This is a genomic window from Bradyrhizobium sp. CSA207 (assembly GCF_029051685.1).
Taxonomy (GTDB): domain Bacteria; phylum Pseudomonadota; class Alphaproteobacteria; order Rhizobiales; family Xanthobacteraceae; genus Bradyrhizobium.
In genome coordinates this window covers 80,291-97,661 of record NZ_JAACFT010000005.1, presented here as the reverse complement: position 1 = coordinate 97,661, position 17,371 = coordinate 80,291, and the positions used below count along the sequence as shown (strand labels likewise).

The window sequence follows — 17,371 nt, the reverse complement described above, 5'->3', positions numbered from 1 at the left end:
ATATCTATTCGCGATTTGATGAAGTGGCAGCGGCGGCCGGCCGTCTGCGGAAAACAGCATAAATCAACAGGCCCGAGAGCATGACGAGCATCCCCGCTAGCGACTGCACCGGCCGCTCGGTCAACAGGTAGTACATCATGAACGCGGTCACGAGCAGGAAAACGAGAGGCGTGAACGGGTATCCCCAGGCACGATAAGGGCGCGGCAGGTCGGGATCGCTGATGCGCAGCTTGATGACGCCGGCGACCGTGAAGAACGAGCAGAACAGCAGCGCGAACTGGATGAAGTCGAGCACCGCCTCGAAGCTGCGAGTGAACAGCAGCAGGTTCGCGACCGCGAGCTGGAACAGGATGGCATAGGCCGGCGCGCCGCTCACTGATCTCCGAGAGAACACACGCAGCGCCGGAATGTCCTCCCCCATCGTCATCATCACCCGCGGCCCGATCCACATCATCGCGCTGATCGAGGAGATCAGACCGACGCAGATCATCGCGCCGACGATCCTGCCGCCGAGGCTGCCGAAGATGGCGCTGCCGGCGACGCTTGCGACGTCGAGCTGGCCGGCAAGTGCGCCGACAGGCGTGGAGTAAAGGAAGACCGCATTGAGCGCGACGTAGAGAACCAGCACGATCAGCGTGCCGGCGAGCAGCGCGCGCGGCAGGTTCCGCTGCGGCATGTTCATCTCGCCGATGATGTAGGTCGCGGCGTTCCAGCCGGAGAAGGAGTACATGACGAAGACCAGCCCGATCGCAAAGGGCGCGCTGACGATATGGGCAAGATCGCCGCCTTGCGGCGCAAACGAGATCGGCTGCGGCACGCCGACGATGAAGCCGGCGACCAGGAAGGCGATGATCAGCACGACCTTCAAAATGGTCGAGATCAGCTGGAAGGTCGAGGAATGCCTGACGCCGGTCAGTTGCACCAGCGATACCAGCCACACCACGGCGATGGCGAGCGGGATCGGCGGCAGATCGGGGACGACCGACTTGGCATATTCGCCAAAGGCCATCGCGGCGAGCGCGACCGGCGCCGCAAAGCCCACCGTCGCCGAGACCCAACCGGCAAGAAAGCCGAAGGCAGGATGATAGGCGCGGCCGAGGAAATTGTACTCGCCGCTCGAGCGCGGAAACATCGCACCGAGTTCGCTGTAGGAGAATACGCCGCACAGCGCGACGATGCCGCCGATGGTCCACAGCAACAGGATCGAGAAACCCGAGGGGATGTCCTTGACCTGGAAGCCGAGGCTGGTGAAGACGCCGACTCCGATCATGTCGGCAACAACGATGGCGGTCGCGACCAGAACCGAGACCCCGGCCCCGCTCCCCGTCAGCCGGCCAGTCCAAGGCCCGGTTCCCGCATCTGATGCCGTCATCGGGGTCCTCAACCTCAGGCCTCTCGCCTCGTGGGAAGCATCGTGCAGATTGGTCCAGTCAATTCAAGCAGAGTTAACAAGGGTTAAATGAGGCGAGCCAAATAGGTATGGCGACACCTTCTGCGCGCGTCCTTGGGCAACAAAGCGACGCCAATGCTGCAAAATCCGTTCTTTGCCCCCACAATCACGACACGATTACATGGTCACTTTGAGCGTTCCGGATGTGGGGAAGTTTGTCCGGACACTTAACGTCGCCTAAACGCCAGTCGGCTCAATTACCTCAAACATTGCCGCTGGACTCGGGGTCATGGGTGGATGGTCGGGGCCGTTCCGAACGTGAGAGCTGACACTGCTGCCGATCGGACGACGTCCGCTGGCCGCAGTCGTGCGCTCCGGATCGTGCTGATCTCAGCCTTGGTGCCGGTGTCGCTGACGCTGGTTCAATGCGGCAAGGCGCCCAACCCGGCCGCGCTCGCCGCAAACTCGCAGGCCAACGTCCAGATCGTCAATCAGACCGTTGCCAAGACCAATCCGCAACTGGCGAGTGCTGATACGTTCGAGGACCGCTTCCCTGCCCCGCAGTTCAGGGAGCGCTTCCCCTCGGCGAGCGAGAGTTTCCTGCAACGGCAGATGGCTGACTTTTCGCCGAAGCGCGCGGTACAGCAGCAGCCGGAGCAGGCGCCCTACAAGGTGGCCTCGCTCGAACCGCAGGTCCCTTACAAGCGTCCATCGCGCGAAGACCTGACGACGCTTGTCACCATGAAGTCGTCCGCCTTTCCCTATTTCGGCAACAACCCCGCCTCCGAGGCCCCCTTCCTCAATATCGCCAAGGGCGACCGCCGCGGCCACCGCAGCTATTCGGGACGTGTGTTCTGGCAGGACGAGACCTACAACGACAGCCGCGTGCTGGTGCACGTGCCCGAGCATTTCGACGTGCGCAAGCCGGGCGTGATCGTGGTGTTCTTCCACGGTAACGGCGCGACGCTGGAGCGCGACGTGCGCGACCGGCAGCTGGTGCCGCAGCAGGTTACCGATTCCGGCGCCAATGCCATCCTGCTGGCGCCCCAAATGGCGGTCGATGCCGCCGATTCCAGCGCCGGCAAGTTCTGGCAACCCGGCGGCTTCAAGCGCTTCATGGAGGAATCCGCCAACCATCTCGCCCGCGTCACCGGCGATCCCAACAGCGCGCGTGCCTTCGCTAACATGCCGATCGTGATCGTCGGCTATAGCGGTGGCTTCCTGCCGACCGCCTGGAGCCTCGAGGTCGGCGGCATAAGCGACCGCGTCCGCGGTGTGGTACTGCTCGACGCGGTCTATGGCGAACTGGACAAGTTCGCCTCCTGGATCGAGAGCCACCGCTCCGGCTTCTTCGTCAGCTCCTATACCCACTACACCGCGCGTCGCGACCGCGAGCTAATGAGCATGCTGCGTCAGAAGGGCATCAGCGTCTCCGAGGACATGGACGGGCCGCTGCGTCCCGGGAGCGTGGTGTTCGTCGAAACCGGCGACGGCATCACCCATCGCGACTATGTGACCCGGGCCTGGACGAAAGACCCGCTCAAGGACGTGCTGGTGAAGATGTCGGCGACGCCGGCGCTGGCACTGACCCGCGTGGCATCCACCAATCCATCAGCATCGAGCCGCTGATCGGCGACGAACCGTCCGGCTCGAGCCGCCGCTCGTTATCCTCAGTTCTTGGGCAGCTTCGGAATGCTCTCGGCAAAGCCGTTGAAGCAGGCCAGCCGTTCGTCCTCTTCCTTGAAGAAGCGGCAATCGGCATAGCCCTTGGCCTTCGCCGGCTTCGGCTTCGGTGCCGGCGGAATCACGGCGTCGTAGCAATTGAGGCGGTCCTTGGTGCCGTCATCGAGCTCGAGACAGGCCTGGAGCCGCGCCGCGATCGATTGCGGCTTGCCCTTCGGCGCCGCAGCGGGCTTAGCAGCCGCCTCCTTAGTGCCTTTGTCTTTGGTGCCCTTGGGCTTGACCTGCACCAACGGCTTGTCCCCCACCATCGGCGGCTTGTCGGCTTGTGCGAACGCAGAGGCCGAGTAGAGCACCGCAGCAACCGCCAGAATCATCCTCATTTCAGTCAACCTCTTTGGTCCCCCGAGCCTCGCCTTCTAGCGCCCTCCCGCACAGTTTGCCAAGCGCCTTGCGCACAGGAAAACGCTGGCTTCAGGCCGGCACGGCGACAGCGGGCCGCGGCCGGGTCAGCAGGACCAGGATCAGCGCCAGGACGACGAAGCCGACCGCCACGAACCCGAGCGAATACAGTAGCTCGTGGGCAAACAGCAGCCCGCCGACGGCCGAGCCGACAGCCTGGCCGATATAGAGAACCGACGTGTTGAGCGCGACGGTCGCCGATGCCAGCGGCGGCGCGGCCGCAACCAGTCGAACCTGTTGCATCGAGTTGGTCGAGGCAAAGCCCAGTCCCCAGATCGCGACCGCCATCGCCATCAACACGAGGGTGCCGGCGCCGAGCGCCCATCCCGTGATCCCCGCAAGCAGCAGGCACGTGAACAGCAGCGAGGTCCGATAAGGCCCCCAGGTGTCGACGATGCGGGTTGCGATGACGACGCCGAGGAAGCCGCAGACGCCATAGATGCCGAACACCATCCCGATCGCATCCGGGCTCGCCCCGGTCAGCTTCTTGAGCAGCGGGCCCATGAAGGTGAACACCACGAACTGCCCGGACATTTGCATCATCGTAATCGCAAGCAGCAGCAGAATCGTCCTGCTGCGGCCGACCTCCACCCAGGTCTTCAAATCCACTGGCACACCCTTCAATCCGCCGGGCAAGCGCAACAGCAACAACAGGAAGCTGACGCAGCCGAGTGCGCCAATCTCGCCATAGGCCGCACGCCAGCCATAGCGGCTGGCAATGAAGGTGATCAGCGGAAGACCCACGGCGGCAGCGAGCGACCAGCCGAGAAAGATATAGGCGATCGTGCTGCCGCACCGCTCTGCCCGCACGATCAGCGCCGCCGTGCCGGCAGCCTGCGGCGTATAGAGTGCGCCGACTGCGAGCATCACCAGACGGATAATGAGAAGACTGGAATAGTCGGGCGCGAACGCCGAGGCGAGGTTGCCAAAGGCGAGTACTGCGAGCGTCGCCGTGAGCAAGGTCCTCCGTTCGATCCGGCTGGTCAGCCAGGCCGTCAGCGGCGATCCGATGCACAGCGTGATGGCGCCGAACGTGATCAGCAGCCCGGCCGCGTGGATACTGATCCCGAGCCCCGCCGACAATTCCGGCAACATCCCCGCTGGCGCCAGCACCGAACAGCCCGTGACGAAATTTCCGAGCATCAGGGCGGTTGGCACGAGACGGCCGGGGGCCGGGGCATTTTCCATGCGGATGCATGTAGAGCAGGCCTGCAACCAGTTAAAGGGTGGGGCCCGGAATAGTTGGTGCACTGTCACGGCTTTTGCGCGCCACTTTCTTCGAATTGCCGGATTGCGCAGGCCGAATCGCCTGATATATCGCTCGTTCCCGCTTACCTGCGCTCGTTCGCAGGAGTGAGCCTCAGGAGAAAAGCAATGACCGACCAGCCCAAATCCGAGTCCGGCTTCCAGTACAGCCTCAGCAATCTAAGGCCCGTGACCCCGCCCGAAAAGATCACCCTCACCTTCCCCGACGGCGCCCGGCGCGAATACGCCAAGAGCATCACCGGCCTTGAGATTGCCAAGGGCATCTCGCCGTCGCTGGCCAAGCGCACGGTGGCCATGGCGCTCGACGGCGAGCTCGCCGACCTCAACGATCCGATCGAGGCCGATGCGAAGCTAGAGCTGGTCAACCGCGACGATCCGCGCGCGCTGGAATTGATCCGCCACGACTGCGCGCACGTGCTTGCGGAAGCCGTGCAAACGCTGTGGCCGGGCACCCAGGTCACGATCGGTCCGGTGATCGAGAACGGCTTCTATTACGACTTCTTCCGCAACGAGCCGTTTACCCCGGAAGATTTTGCCGCGATCGAGAAGAAGATGCGCGAGCTCATCGCGCGCGACAAGCCTTTCACGAAAGAGGTTTGGGATCGCGAAAAGACAAAACAGGTGTTCCGCGACAAGGGCGAGGCGTTCAAAGTCGAGCTGGTCGACGCGATTCCCGGCAACGAGCCGATCAAGATCTATTACCAGGGCGATTGGTTCGACCTGTGTCGCGGCCCGCACATGACCTCGACCGGCAAGGTCGGAGGCGCCTTCAAGCTGATGAAGGTCGCAGGCGCTTACTGGCGCGGTGACAGCAATAACCCGATGCTGACCCGCATCTACGGCACCGCCTTCGCCAAGCAGGAGGACCTCGACGCTTATTTGAAGCAGATCGAGGAAGCCGAAAAGCGCGACCATCGCAAGCTCGGGCGCGAGCTCGACCTCTTCCACTTCCAGGAGGAAGGTCCGGGCGTGGTGTTCTGGCATCCAAAAGGCTGGACCATCTTCCAGCAGCTGATCGCCTATATGCGCCGGCGCCTGACCGGCGATTACAGCGAGGTCAACGCACCGCAGATCCTCGACAAGGCCTTGTGGGAGACCTCGGGCCATTGGGGCTGGTATCGCGAAAACATGTTCGCGGCACAGTCGGCCGGCGACGAGGCTGAGGACAAGCGCTGGTTCGCGCTCAAGCCGATGAACTGCCCGGGCCACGTCCAGATCTTCAAGCACGGCCTGAAGAGCTACCGCGACCTGCCACTGCGGCTCGCCGAGTTCGGCGTGGTGCATCGCTACGAACCCTCGGGCGCCATGCACGGCCTGATGCGCGTTCGCGGCTTCACCCAGGACGATGCGCACATCTTCTGCACCGAGGATCAGCTCGCCGAGGAATGCCTCAAGATCAACGATCTGATCCTGTCGACCTACGCGGATTTCGGCTTCACCGGCGATCTCACCGTCAAACTCTCGACCCGGCCCGACAAGCGCGTCGGCACGGACGCGATGTGGGATCACGCCGAGCGCGTGATGGCGACAGTGCTGCGCGAGATCCAGTCGCAGAACAATCACATCAAGACCGAGATCAATCCGGGCGAAGGCGCCTTTTACGGACCGAAGTTCGAATATGTGCTGCGCGACGCCATCGGACGCGACTGGCAATGCGGCACCACGCAGGTCGACTTCAACCTGCCGGAGCGGTTCGGCGCGTTCTACATCGATCATGATGGCGGCAAGAAGCCGCCGGTGATGGTGCATCGCGCGATCTGCGGCTCGATGGAGCGCTATATCGGCATCCTGATCGAGCACTATGCCGGCAACTTCCCGCTCTGGCTCTCACCGGTGCAGGCGGTGGTCACGACCATCACCTCGGAAGGCGACGAATACGCCAAGCAGGTCATGGAGCAAGCCCGGCGTGCCGGACTTCGGGTCGAGATCGACCTGCGCAACGAAAAGATCAACTACAAGGTCCGCGAGCACTCGCTGGCCAAGATTCCGGCGCTGCTCGTGGTCGGCAAGAAGGAAGCCGAGACGCATTCGGTCTCCGTCCGACGCCTCGGCAGCGACGGGCAGAAAGTGATGCCGACGGCCGAAGCAATCGCCGCGCTGGTCGAGGAGGCGACGGCGCCGGATGTCGTGCGGGCGCGGGGCGCGGCCTGATCCCTTAAATCGATCTAAATCCGCTTTCGGTTGCGGGCGTGCGTTCCTATGTGAGGACTGCACGCCCGACGACCAGCCGAGGAGGAAACCGCAATGCCCGACGCCATCGAACTCCTGAAGACCCGTCGCTCGGTCAAGCCACGCGAGATGACTGCGCCAGGTCCCTCCCCGGCCGAGCTCGAGACAATTCTGACCATCGGCGCGCGCGTGCCCGACCACGGCAAGCTGACGCCCTGGCGCTTTATCATCTTCGAGGGCGATGCCCGCCAGCGCGCCGGCGAAGTGATTGCGAAGGTGTTTGCCCGGAAGAATCCGGGCGCGCCCGCGGCCGACGTCGAGACTGAACGCAGACGCCTCACCGACGCGCCGCTGGTGATCGGCGTGGTCAGCTTCACCAAGCCGCATCCGAAGGTGCCGGCGTGGGAGCAGGAATTGTCGGCGGGCGCCAGCGTCATGAACATCGTCACGGCAGCGACCGCGCTCGGCTATGGCGCCTGCTGGCTGACCGGCTGGTTCGCGTTCGATCGCGACGTGCTGGATGGCCTCGGCCTTAAGCCGGATGAGAAGCTGGCCGGCTTCGTCCATATCGGCACGCCGACCAAGCCGAGTGAAGACCGTCCGCGACCGTTCCTTTCGGAAATCGTAACGCGATTTTAATCGATGTCTTGTTGACGCCTCGAACGTCTTTCGGCTTTGATCCCGACCAGGAAGGAAGCCAGGATGTTGCGGCGTGAATTTCTGGTCGGGGCTGCGCTGCTGGCCGGCACGATGGCGCGAGGCCGCGCCGCCGACGTCCCTGCGCCTACGGCCGAGGGGCTCGATCGCATCACGGCGTTCTTTGACAACGAGGTGACGAGCGGCCGCCTGCCGGGCGCCGTGATCCTGGTCCAGCAGCACGGCAAACCGGTCTACCTGAAGACGTTCGGCGTGCGCGACACCAGGACCGGCCTTGCCATGACGCCGGACACGATCTTCGCCATCCACTCGATGACCAAGCCGATCACGTGCCTTGGCACGATGATGCTGATCGACAAGGGCAAGCTTGCGCTCGCAGATCCCGTGTCGAAATATATCCCGCTCTTTGCCGACACCAAGGTGGGCCTCGAGGTCACCAATCCCGACGGCACGCTGACGCTCGATCTCGTGCCGCCGGTCCGTCCCGTCAACATAGAGGATCTGCTGCGGCATACGTCGGGCATCAGCTACGACTATATCGGCGGCAAATGGGTCGAGCAGGCCTACACGGCCGCCAACATCTTCGAGGGGCAATTCAACAACCGGGAGTTTGCCGACCGAATCGCGAAGCTGCCGCTGGCGCGGCAGCCTGGCTCGCTGTGGCGCTACGGCCATTCCACCGACGTGCTCGGCAGCATCATCGAGATCATCTCCGGGCAGACCCTGTACGAATTCCTCAAGCAGCGCATCTTCGATCCGCTCGGCATGAGCAGCACCAGGTTCGCGCTGGCGATGGAGGACGAGCTTGCGCGGATGGCGCGGCCGCTGCCGAACGATTTCATCCTGCTCGCCGCCGAGCGCGAGCGCCTTGACCATCCCGAGTGGCAGTCCGGCGGCGGCGGACTGCTCTCGACCATCACCGACTATCAGCGCTTCGCGCAGATGCTGCTCAACGGCGGCGAGTTCGAGGGCAAGCGCTATTTGAGCCCCGCTGCCTTCAAGGCGATGACGACCGATCACATCGGCCCCGGCTCCGGCGTAGGACGCGACTATTTCTATTTTCCAGGCGACGGCTTCGGCTATGGCTACGGCCTTGCGGTGCGCACCGATCCCGGCAATGCAAAACCGCCGCCGCCGGGCTCGCTCGGCGAGTTGAAATGGGACAGCGGCAGCGGCACCTATTTCGGCGTCGATCCCAAGCTCGACATGGTCTACGTGCTGATGCAGCAGACCCAGAGCGAGCGCGGACGGATCACGCCCGCCTTCAAGGCGCTGGTCTATGACTGCTACCCGCCCGAGCTACGCCGCCCGTGAGGCGCGCTGGCCGAAATCGGCGAGCAGTTTTGCGATCTCGGCGGCAGGCCGTGCCGCGCTGAACAGAAAGCCCTGGACTTCGTTGCAGCCCTCGGCGCGCAGCCAATCGAGCTGATCCTCGGTCTCGACGCCCTCCGCAGTCGTGGTGATGTTGAGGCTGCGACCGAGCCCCGAGATCGCGCGCACGATCGCGACGCAATCGGGCCGCTGGGCGAGATCCTTAACGAAGGAGCGATCGATCTTGATCTTGTCGAAGGGAAAGCTTCTGAGATAGCTGAGGCTGGAATAGCCGGTGCCGAAATCATCCATGGAGATGCTGACGCCGAGCTCGCGCAGCTGGTGCAGTATCGCAAGATTGGCATCAGTCTCGGCCAGGAAGATCGACTCGGTGATCTCGAGCTCGAGCCGTCTGGGTGACAGGCCGGACTGCGCCAGCGCCGAGATCACGACCTGAACAAGGTTGCGGCTGCGGAACTGTGCCGGTGACAGATTGACCGCGACCTTGACGTCGACGGGCCATTTCATCGCCTCGGCGCAGGCCTCGCGCAACACCCACTCGCCAAGCTGGGAGATCAGGCCGATGTCCTCGGCGACCGGAATGAATTCCGCCGGCGAGATCATGCCCTTGTCGGGATGGCACCAGCGCAGCAGCGATTCGAACCCGGAAATGCGGTCGGATGCGATCGACACCAGCGGCTGATAGTGCAGCTCGAACTCGCCATTGGCAAAGGCCCGGCGCAGATCGAGCTCCATGTCGCGCCGCCTCTGCGCCTGGAGGTCCATCTCCCGTTCGAAGAAATGGTGCACGCCGCCGCCGTCCGACTTCGCCCGGTACAACGCCATGTCGGCGTTGCGCATCAATTCTTCCGACGTCGTGCCGTCGCCCGGCGACAGCGCAATGCCGATGCTGGCACCGATCACCATTTCCTGGCCATCGAGGTCATAAGGCGCCTTCAGCATGTCGATCAGCAAGGTCGCACAAGCGCTGGCCTCGTTCGGCGAAACGTCGGCCGCGAGAATCACCGCGAACTCGTCGCCACCGAGACGTGCCGCGAGACTGGCGCCGCGGACGGCGGTGGTCAGGCGTTCGGCAACCTCCTTCAGCAATCGGTCGCCCGCCGGATGCCCGAAGGAATCGTTGATGTTCTTGAACAGGTCGAGGTCGATATAGAGCACTCCGACACGCTTTCCTCCGGCCTGCTCGAGCGCCTGCTTCAGGCATTCCTGGAAATATTCGCGGTTCGGCAGGTCGGTAAGCCCGTCATGATGCGCCATGTGGGCGATCCTCACCTCGGCCTTGCGCCGCTCGGTGATGTCGACCACCGCGACCAGATAGCCGTCGCGATCGTCGAAGGCGACGCGGCGGCCGAAGGTGAGCACCTCGATCTCGCTGCCATCGGCGCGCAGATGCCGCCAGTTGCGCGAGGAATGATAGGTATCGCCGATGCGTTCGAGCGCCTCAGCGTGGCTGTCCCATTCGTCCTGCGGCCAGATTTCGTGCAGCGTCATACGCAGGAAGGTGGCGCGGCTGTAGCCGTAGTGCTGGACCGCGGCGTCGTTGACGCTAAGGAATTCCTTGGTCTGTGCGTCGAACACCCACATCGGCATCGGGTTGTTGTCGAACAGCAGGCGAAACGAGGCGTCGCGGCGCTTCAGCGCGGTGACGTCCGAGATCGTCAGCGAGACCACGTCGGCGAAGGCGGTGGCGCTCAGCCGGAGATGGCGGCCGTCGCGCTCGATCTCGAGCTGTTCGCCGCGGCCGCCGGCAACGGCCTTGAGCAGGAATTTCATGATCTCGGGTGAGGCGAGCAAATTGTCCCCCTCGCCGATCCGGCGCCACAACAGCCCCGCGCCTGCGGCCTTCAGCAGCAGTGCGGCGCTCTTGTTGTGGTGCACGACTTGAAGATCGAATGCCGTGCCGTCGGCGTCGCGCAGCGTCGCCAGCGAGAGGACTGCGTCGTCAGTCGAGGAGAAGATCGCGTCGAGGAGGTTATATTGCGCGCCGCGCTCGTTGACGTAGGCGCCGATCAACGTGGCGCCCCAGCGCGAGGCGGTCGGCAGCGCCAGCAGATCGTAGGTCCTGACCATGCCGTCGCGCACGCAATGCGCACTTGCATGATGCGGCCGTCCATTCTTCAGCGCGTTCGCCACGACTTCCGACAGCGCCGTGGCGCAATCGGGCGACAGCTCAGCAACCGGAATGTCCCAGCGTTCCTCGCCGAGCCACTTCTGCACGTAACGTCCGCTGCGCGACAGTTCGAGCGCGCCGTCAACCTTGAGCAACGCGATGTGGTCGGCGAGCCGGCCAAGGCTGCCGAGCATCACGTCCTCGTAGCGCGGCAGTTGCTCGCCCGGCTTCAACGCGGCACGCCATTTGCGCTGAAGCACCGGGATATCGTCGAACATTTCGGTGGCCGGTTTTCCCGGCGCTTTCTTCGCGGCACTCATGGCAGTCCCCAACGCACTTTCCCGCCGCATCCAATGCAGGCCTGCTTAATGGCTTGTAAAAGAGGTGCGGCTGCGGGGTCCATTCGGCGATTATGACAGTTTTAAGTCGGACGATAGTTAGCGGGCGTTAGAGACTATGACGGTTTTGTTCGGCGGGCCTGTTGCGTGAAAAAGTAACTCCTAGTCTCCGTAACCACGTCCGCTGGTGGCTATGGGTCCCGGCCCCCGTGCGCGGCGCACTAGGCCGGGACGACGTTGCGGAGATAATGCGCGCGCTGCATCAACAGACTCGTCATTGCGAGCGCAGCGAAGCAATCCAGAATCCTTCCGCGGATACATTTCTGGATTGCTTCGCTGCGCTCGCAATGACGGAGTGCGGGTGACAGCGCCGCTCTTTCAATTTGCATTTCAAATCGCAGACACACCCTCGCGTCCTCGCGGCGTGTTTCGCCCGAGCTTTGCTTGGTCGCCTCACCCTCGAATGAAAGAGGGCGCAGGGAAGACCGGGCGCCGGCTGGCACCCGCGGTCCACTGTGCGAAGTTGCAGTAGGAAATCTGCACAGCGGCATACAGGTGAAGCCAAGACATCCCGGCCTTCCCTGCGCAGTGGTTTTACGGCTTATGTCGCGCTCTCCCCGGGGAGCGATGCACTATTGCCCCCGTCGCCATGCAGATGACCGATGCGCGGGCCCGGTCGGGCCGCCACATCACCGCAAGACTTGACGCACAGACCCCGGGCGCCAGGACCACACGATTTTGCCGTACGCAAGTCGCACCGGTCGTGTGCGCGACGCCGCCGCTCACGGTTTCCCGCCCTGCGAAGCCGTTCGCACCGATGTGGCCTGCGTCCACCGCCGTCCGGCCCGCGTGTCGTGACGATCGCGATACGCCCCTCTTCCTCGGGCCGGGTTGCGGCAACGCATACGCCGTTTCCGAATTTCGGTAAAGTGAAATATTTTGATATCTGCGAATTGACCCAGCTCTGGGATATTTTGCCCGACGAGGAGCGCAGGGGTCGTAGATGAGGTCATCCCGTCAGCCGCTCGATCACGAGATCGAGCAGCGCGCGGAGACGAGCGAGGCGCCGCAGATCGCGGTGATAGCCGACGAAGGTATCGCGGCCGGGCGGCGCCGCGCCGATGTCGAGCGCGACCAGGCGGCGGTCGCGGTCGCCAAGCGGGCGCGGCAGCACGGCCAATCCGCCACCGTAAGCGCAGAGCTCAGCCTGCGCCTGCCGGTTGTTGCTGCGCGAGGCAATCTCTGCGTTCGGCAGCGTACGCTTCAGCCAGAGGGCATCGGGCATCTCGGCGAATTCGGCATTCATGGTCACGACACGGATGCCACGGCCATCGCCGGCGCGCGGCGGCTTGCTGCCCTTCTTGCCATAGAGCGCGTAGGGAATATGGAGCAGCTTTCTGGAGATCACCTCGGGCTCGTCGAACGGCTTGATGCGGAACACAAGATCGGCCTCGCGGCGCGGCAGGCTGTAGAGCCGCGCATCGGTCAAAAGCTCGACGGTCACCTTGGGATGGCGCTTGCCGAACGCGGCGATCACTGGCGACAGCATCACCGTCCCGAACCAGTCCGACGACGACAGGCGGAGCAGGCCGTCGAGGTGTGTCTCGACGCCGGACGCGTGCCGCTCCAGCGCGATCGCCTCTTCCTCGATCCGCTCCGCATGCCGCAGCACGGCGGTGCCCTCGTCAGTCAGGACGAAGCCGTCCGCGGTGCGCTGGAACAGCGTCTGTCCGAGCGCGGTTTCGAGCGTGCGAAGCCGCCGGCCCATGGTCGGCTGGGTCTGACCGATTTTTCGCGCAGCAGCGCCGAGCGTGCCTTCACGCGCGATCGCCAGGAAGATGCGCAGATCGCTCCAGTCCATCGGAAAATCCAATCATACAAAATTGTATGATCACCATACATCTCCGTTTCTTCTCATACAAAAAAGTTAGGGCCATATTGGAGTGGACAACGGAGCAAGACGATCATGACGAGACAGTCGACCATGTGCGCAGCGATCCTGGAAACTCACAACGCACCGCTGCGCGTCTCAACCATCTCCACGCCCGAGATCGGCCCACGCGAGGTGCTGGTGCGCGTGCGCGCGAGCGGGGTCAATCCGCTCGACACCAAGATCCACGCCGGCGCGGCTGCGCATGCACACCACCCGCTGCCGGCGATCCTCGGGTTAGATCTCGCCGGCGTGGTCGAACAGACCGGGCGCGCGGTGACGCGATTCCGGCTCGGCGACGAGGTCTATGGCATGACCGGTGGCGTCGGCGGCGTGCAGGGATCGCTGGCCGAATTCGCCGCCGTCGACACCGACCTTTTGGCGTTGAAGCCTGCCAACCTCAGCATGCGCGAGGCGGCCGCCCTGCCCCTCATTTTCATTACGGCGTGGGAAGGTCTGATCGACCGCGCCGCGCTGAAGGCTGGCCAAAGGGTGTTGATCCATGGCGGCGCGGGCGGTGTTGGCCATGTCGCCATGCAGATCGCGCGCGCATTCGGAGCGCAGGTGTTCGCAACCGGCTCGGCATCGCAGCGCGTAGTCATCGAAGGTTTCGGCGCGACCTTCATCGACCGCAATACCGCCATCGCGACTTACGTTGCAGAGCACACGGGCGGCCGGGGTTTTGACATCGTCTACGACACCGTCGGCGGCAAGGTGCTCGATGCCTCGTTCGAAGCCGTGCGCCGCTTCGGCCATGTGGTGAGCGCGCTCGGTTGGGGCACGCATGCGCTTGCGCCACTCTCGTTCCGCGCCGCCAGCTATTCCGGTGTGTTCACGTTGCTGCCGCTGCTCTCAGTCGAAGGTCGCGCGCATCACGGGGGGATCATGACCGAGGCCACGCGCCTGATCGAGGCCGGCAAGCTCGTGCCCCTGCTCGATCCCAGGCACTTCACGTTTGAGAGCGTAGGCGATGCCTATGCGCTGATCCGCGATCACGCGGCCAAGGGCAAGTTGGTCGTCGAAATATGAGGTCGCTGCCCGATCAGGCGCCGCTAGTCCTCGCTCGAGGCGGCGGAGCGCTTGTGCAAGGGGGCCTGTGACAGCAGAAAGAACAGCGCGCGCTCGCCCTGATACTTGGCGGATGGGCGCGTGCGTTCGAACCCGTCCGCAAATACCTTGCCGGACTGGTTACACACCTGCCATCGCCAGCCAAACCGCTTGCGTCTCGTTAGGACCACTTCGAACATGCCGACGGGCTGGGCCCCCTGCTCATTGCCGGCGCAGACGTCAATGGTCTGCACTCCGGCCCCCTTGGACGGATGCCCGACATATAACGCAGCAGGAGAGAAAGAGAATAAGATTGATTATCGGATTTTCGCCGCAGCGCCGGTGTTTCCCCAAGCCTTACGGGACAGACACGGCTTGGTAGCGCTGACATGCGTATTCAGAGCAGAACACCGACGAGGACCATCCGGTAAGCGAATGCTCACCGGACGTCCGATCGGCCGTCGAGTTGGATAATGCGAGATACGATACGAGCAGATTGATCAGCATCTGGCTGTTTTTTGTTCGCTCGATAAGAAGCGCGGTACGATGGTGCGGAAATTTCAGCGGAGTTGGTGAGAACCGAACCGGCGGAGAGAGGCAAGAGTGCGTCGCCGCACCGGTCCTACCGCGCGACGACTTCGACTTCGCCGTCGACGCCGTTGACGACGTTGAAGCCGCGCTCATAGACCTTGCCCTCGTTCTTGGCGATGGCGCGGTATTCGCCTTCGGCGAGCACGACGCGCGGGAAGGCGCCGATCGATTCCTTGATGACGTCGCCGCCCGGGGTCAGCACCGACCAGGCGGTGTTGGCGAGCGCCTCGCCGCCTCTGTCGCTGACCAGCTTGAGCGTGATCACGGCGGCGCGGTGGGTCACGATAACGTCGGTAAGCTTGCCGGCCTGGACACGGATGTCCGAACGCACCACCGAGTTCGCCAGGCTAGCCGGATCGCCATAATTGGAGATGATGTAATAGGTCCCCTCCGGCAGCAGCACGACGTCGCCCGCAGCGACGTTCGGGACCAGCGAGGCACGCTCGCCGGACTCGAACTGGCTGCCCTTGTAGATCGCGAACGAGATCTGGTTCAGCGGAATGCGGCTGGTGCCGACGCGGCCCTCGATGCGTAATCCACCGGCCGGCAGAACGAAGGACTCGCGGTCGGTCTCGGCCTTCAGGCTGACGGTGCGCACCGCGCTGACGAGGCCGAAGGCGACGTGCACGACGTAATTGCCGGGCGGCAGTACGATGTTAGGCGTGGCGTTGCGGTCTTCGCGGATCAGCTTGAAGGTGCCGTTCTCGTCGGGGCGATCGGCAAACACCCGCCAGACCAGGCCGCTGGTGATCGGGGCTGAGTCCTTGCCGTATTTCGCAGTCAGCGACAGCACGCCCTGTCCCGGCACGGCCGCGTTGAGCGGCGGGGCCGACGGTACGGTCGTGACCGCGGGCAGCGGCATGCTGGGCGTAGCCGGCTGCATCAGGGTTGGCGGCAGGCTCGGGGGCGCAGCGCCCGGCCCGGAGGGCGGGGCCAGGCTGACGGCGCCACCGGGGTCGGGCACCGAATTCGGCGGCACCGGCGGCGGGCGATCGGAGAAAAGCTGCGCCTGCGCAGCACCTTGACCGAAGGTAAACTGGCCGAGGGTAAGGAGGCACGCAGCAAGGATCAGCGCAGGCAGCAGCAATGCGCCGCGCCGCCATCCGATGATGCCGTCACCCCCGAGAGTCATGTCACCTGCTTTTCACTGAAAACGCGGCAAATTCAAGCCTCAGCAATCCCAGGAAATACGGACATTTGGAACCTGATTGACGCCTGCGCGATTAGCATTCAGGCAACCGCCCATCGCCATACTCCTGCCCCGTGCCCTTTCCAAAGCGGCATAAACCATGCTTCGCCCTGGTTCTGGCGGAGTGCAAGTCCGGTTGCCTGATGATCGGGGTTGGCCCGGCGTAGGAGAGTTTCGGTGCTAGACATATTGAAGGGCCGGCGCGCAAACGGGTCCAACGGCGAGAAAGTCGGCCTTGGCAGCATCCGCCGGCCGGTCATTGGCCTCGCGCTCGGCGGCGGCGCGGCGCGCGGCTTTGCCCATATCGGGATCGTGAGGACCCTGCTCGCCAACGGCATCGTGCCCGATGTCGTGGTCGGCACCTCGATCGGCGCCGTGGTCGGCGGCGCCTATGCGGCCGGCCAGCTCGATACGCTGGAAGACTGGGGTCGCAGCCTGCAAGGCGTGCGCAACATCCTCGGCTATCTCGACATCCGCCTCAACGGCTCCGGCCTGATCGGCGGCGAGAAGCTCGCGACCCGGCTCCAGGAGTCGATCGGCCAGACCCTGATCGAGGATCTTCCGGTGAAATTCGCCGCGGTGGCGACCGAGGTCCGCACCGGCCACGAGATCTGGCTGACGCGCGGCCGCGTGGTCGACGCCATGCGCGCCTCCTATGCCCTGCCCGGCATCTTTTCCCCTATCCTGATCGGCGACCGCTGGCTCGTGGACGGCGCGCTGGTGAATCCGGTGCCGGTCTCGGCTGCGCGCGCGCTCGGCGCCGAAATCGTCATCGCTGCAAATCTTTCCAGCGACATCTTCACCTATTCCACGACGGTCTATTCGCACGGCGCGGCGCCCGGGCCGGCCGTTCCTGTGGCCGAAGAGACAACGGCCAAACGGCGCTTTCCGAGATTCTTCTCGGCGGAAAAGACCGTGAAGCGCGAGTTCTTCGGCGGCGGCGGCAGCCGTCCCGGCCTCTCCTCGGTGATGGTGGACGCCTTTAACATCATGCAGGACCGCATCACCCGTGCGCGCCTCGCCGGCGATCCGCCGGACATGCTGATCACGCCGCGGGTCGGCCAGTTCGGCTGGTTCGACTTCCATCGCGCCGATGACCTCATCGCGCTGGGCACCCGCGCCGCCGAGCGCGCGCTGGACTCAATCCAGGAAGCAATCCACGTGCTGGCGCCGCCCCCCGAGGGTGCTGCGCCGAAAGCGACCGAGTGAG

At 64.1% G+C, this 17,371-nt stretch carries 13 protein-coding genes; 6 read left to right on the top strand and 7 right to left on the bottom strand.

Annotated elements, in window-relative coordinates; translation table 11 throughout:
• Positions 1 to 4: 4 nt before the first annotated feature.
• On the bottom strand, positions 5 to 1,372 hold the full coding sequence (locus GWG65_RS06745) for an amino acid permease (RefSeq protein WP_275194624.1): 1,368 nt from the start codon (positions 1,370 to 1,372) through the stop codon (positions 5 to 7).
• Between the two features lie 315 nt (positions 1,373 to 1,687).
• Here GWG65_RS06745 and GWG65_RS06740 point away from each other — a divergent pair, with 315 nt between their 5' ends.
• Positions 1,688 to 3,019: an alpha/beta hydrolase gene (locus GWG65_RS06740; protein WP_275194623.1), complete on the top strand. Its 1,332-nt coding sequence runs from the start codon at positions 1,688 to 1,690 to the stop codon at positions 3,017 to 3,019.
• A gap of 41 nt (positions 3,020 to 3,060) precedes the next feature.
• Here GWG65_RS06740 and GWG65_RS06735 read toward each other — a convergent pair whose 3' ends face one another.
• Together GWG65_RS06735 and GWG65_RS06730 are read right to left on the bottom strand one after the other, a co-directional pair.
• The gene (locus GWG65_RS06735; protein ID WP_275194622.1) at positions 3,061 to 3,453 is read right to left on the bottom strand and encodes a hypothetical protein; all 393 of its coding nucleotides are present in this window, start codon (positions 3,451 to 3,453) and stop codon (positions 3,061 to 3,063) included.
• 91 nt (positions 3,454 to 3,544) lie between these two features.
• Positions 3,545 to 4,720 carry an MFS transporter gene (locus GWG65_RS06730; RefSeq protein ID WP_275194621.1) on the bottom strand — a complete coding sequence of 392 codons (1,176 nt, stop codon included), beginning with the start codon at positions 4,718 to 4,720 and terminating at the stop codon, positions 3,545 to 3,547.
• A gap of 186 nt (positions 4,721 to 4,906) precedes the next feature.
• Between GWG65_RS06730 and thrS the strand changes: the two genes are divergently transcribed.
• The 3 genes from thrS to GWG65_RS06715 all read left to right on the top strand — a co-directional run bounded on the left by thrS (position 4,907) and on the right by GWG65_RS06715 (position 8,938).
• Positions 4,907 to 6,949 (top strand): threonine--tRNA ligase, encoded by a 2,043-nt coding sequence (gene thrS / locus GWG65_RS06725; protein WP_275194620.1) that lies wholly within the window; start codon positions 4,907 to 4,909, stop codon positions 6,947 to 6,949.
• 93 nt (positions 6,950 to 7,042) lie between these two features.
• Positions 7,043 to 7,606, top strand: coding sequence for a nitroreductase (locus GWG65_RS06720; RefSeq protein ID WP_275194619.1), 564 nt, complete (start codon positions 7,043 to 7,045; stop codon positions 7,604 to 7,606).
• Between the two features lie 63 nt (positions 7,607 to 7,669).
• Positions 7,670 to 8,938, top strand: coding sequence for a serine hydrolase domain-containing protein (locus tag GWG65_RS06715; protein ID WP_275194618.1), 1,269 nt, complete (start codon positions 7,670 to 7,672; stop codon positions 8,936 to 8,938).
• Here GWG65_RS06715 and GWG65_RS06710 read toward each other — a convergent pair.
• Positions 8,924 to 11,386, bottom strand: coding sequence for an EAL domain-containing protein (locus GWG65_RS06710; protein WP_275194617.1), 2,463 nt, complete (start codon positions 11,384 to 11,386; stop codon positions 8,924 to 8,926). The two genes, GWG65_RS06715 and GWG65_RS06710, sit on opposite strands and share 15 nt — an antisense overlap.
• 1,027 nt (positions 11,387 to 12,413) lie before the next feature.
• Positions 12,414 to 13,265, bottom strand: coding sequence for a LysR family transcriptional regulator (locus GWG65_RS06705; RefSeq protein ID WP_275194616.1), 852 nt, complete (start codon positions 13,263 to 13,265; stop codon positions 12,414 to 12,416).
• A gap of 105 nt (positions 13,266 to 13,370) precedes the next feature.
• Between GWG65_RS06705 and GWG65_RS06700 the strand changes: the two genes are divergently transcribed.
• Complete coding sequence (locus tag GWG65_RS06700; RefSeq protein WP_275194615.1) at positions 13,371 to 14,363, top strand: zinc-dependent alcohol dehydrogenase family protein; 993 nt, start codon at positions 13,371 to 13,373, stop codon at positions 14,361 to 14,363.
• Between the two features lie 23 nt (positions 14,364 to 14,386).
• Here the strand turns inward: GWG65_RS06700 and GWG65_RS06695 are convergent, their stop codons facing one another.
• On the bottom strand, positions 14,387 to 14,581 hold the full coding sequence (locus GWG65_RS06695) for a hypothetical protein (protein WP_275194780.1): 195 nt from the start codon (positions 14,579 to 14,581) through the stop codon (positions 14,387 to 14,389).
• A 422-nt stretch (positions 14,582 to 15,003) separates the two neighbouring features.
• Positions 15,004 to 16,104, bottom strand: coding sequence for a hypothetical protein (locus GWG65_RS06690; protein ID WP_275194614.1), 1,101 nt, complete (start codon positions 16,102 to 16,104; stop codon positions 15,004 to 15,006).
• Between the two features lie 234 nt (positions 16,105 to 16,338).
• Here GWG65_RS06690 and GWG65_RS06685 point away from each other — a divergent pair, with 234 nt between their 5' ends.
• Entirely contained in the window at positions 16,339 to 17,370 is a 1,032-nt protein-coding gene (locus GWG65_RS06685) for a patatin-like phospholipase family protein (RefSeq protein ID WP_275194613.1), read from the top strand.
• Position 17,371: the final 1 nt, after the last annotated feature.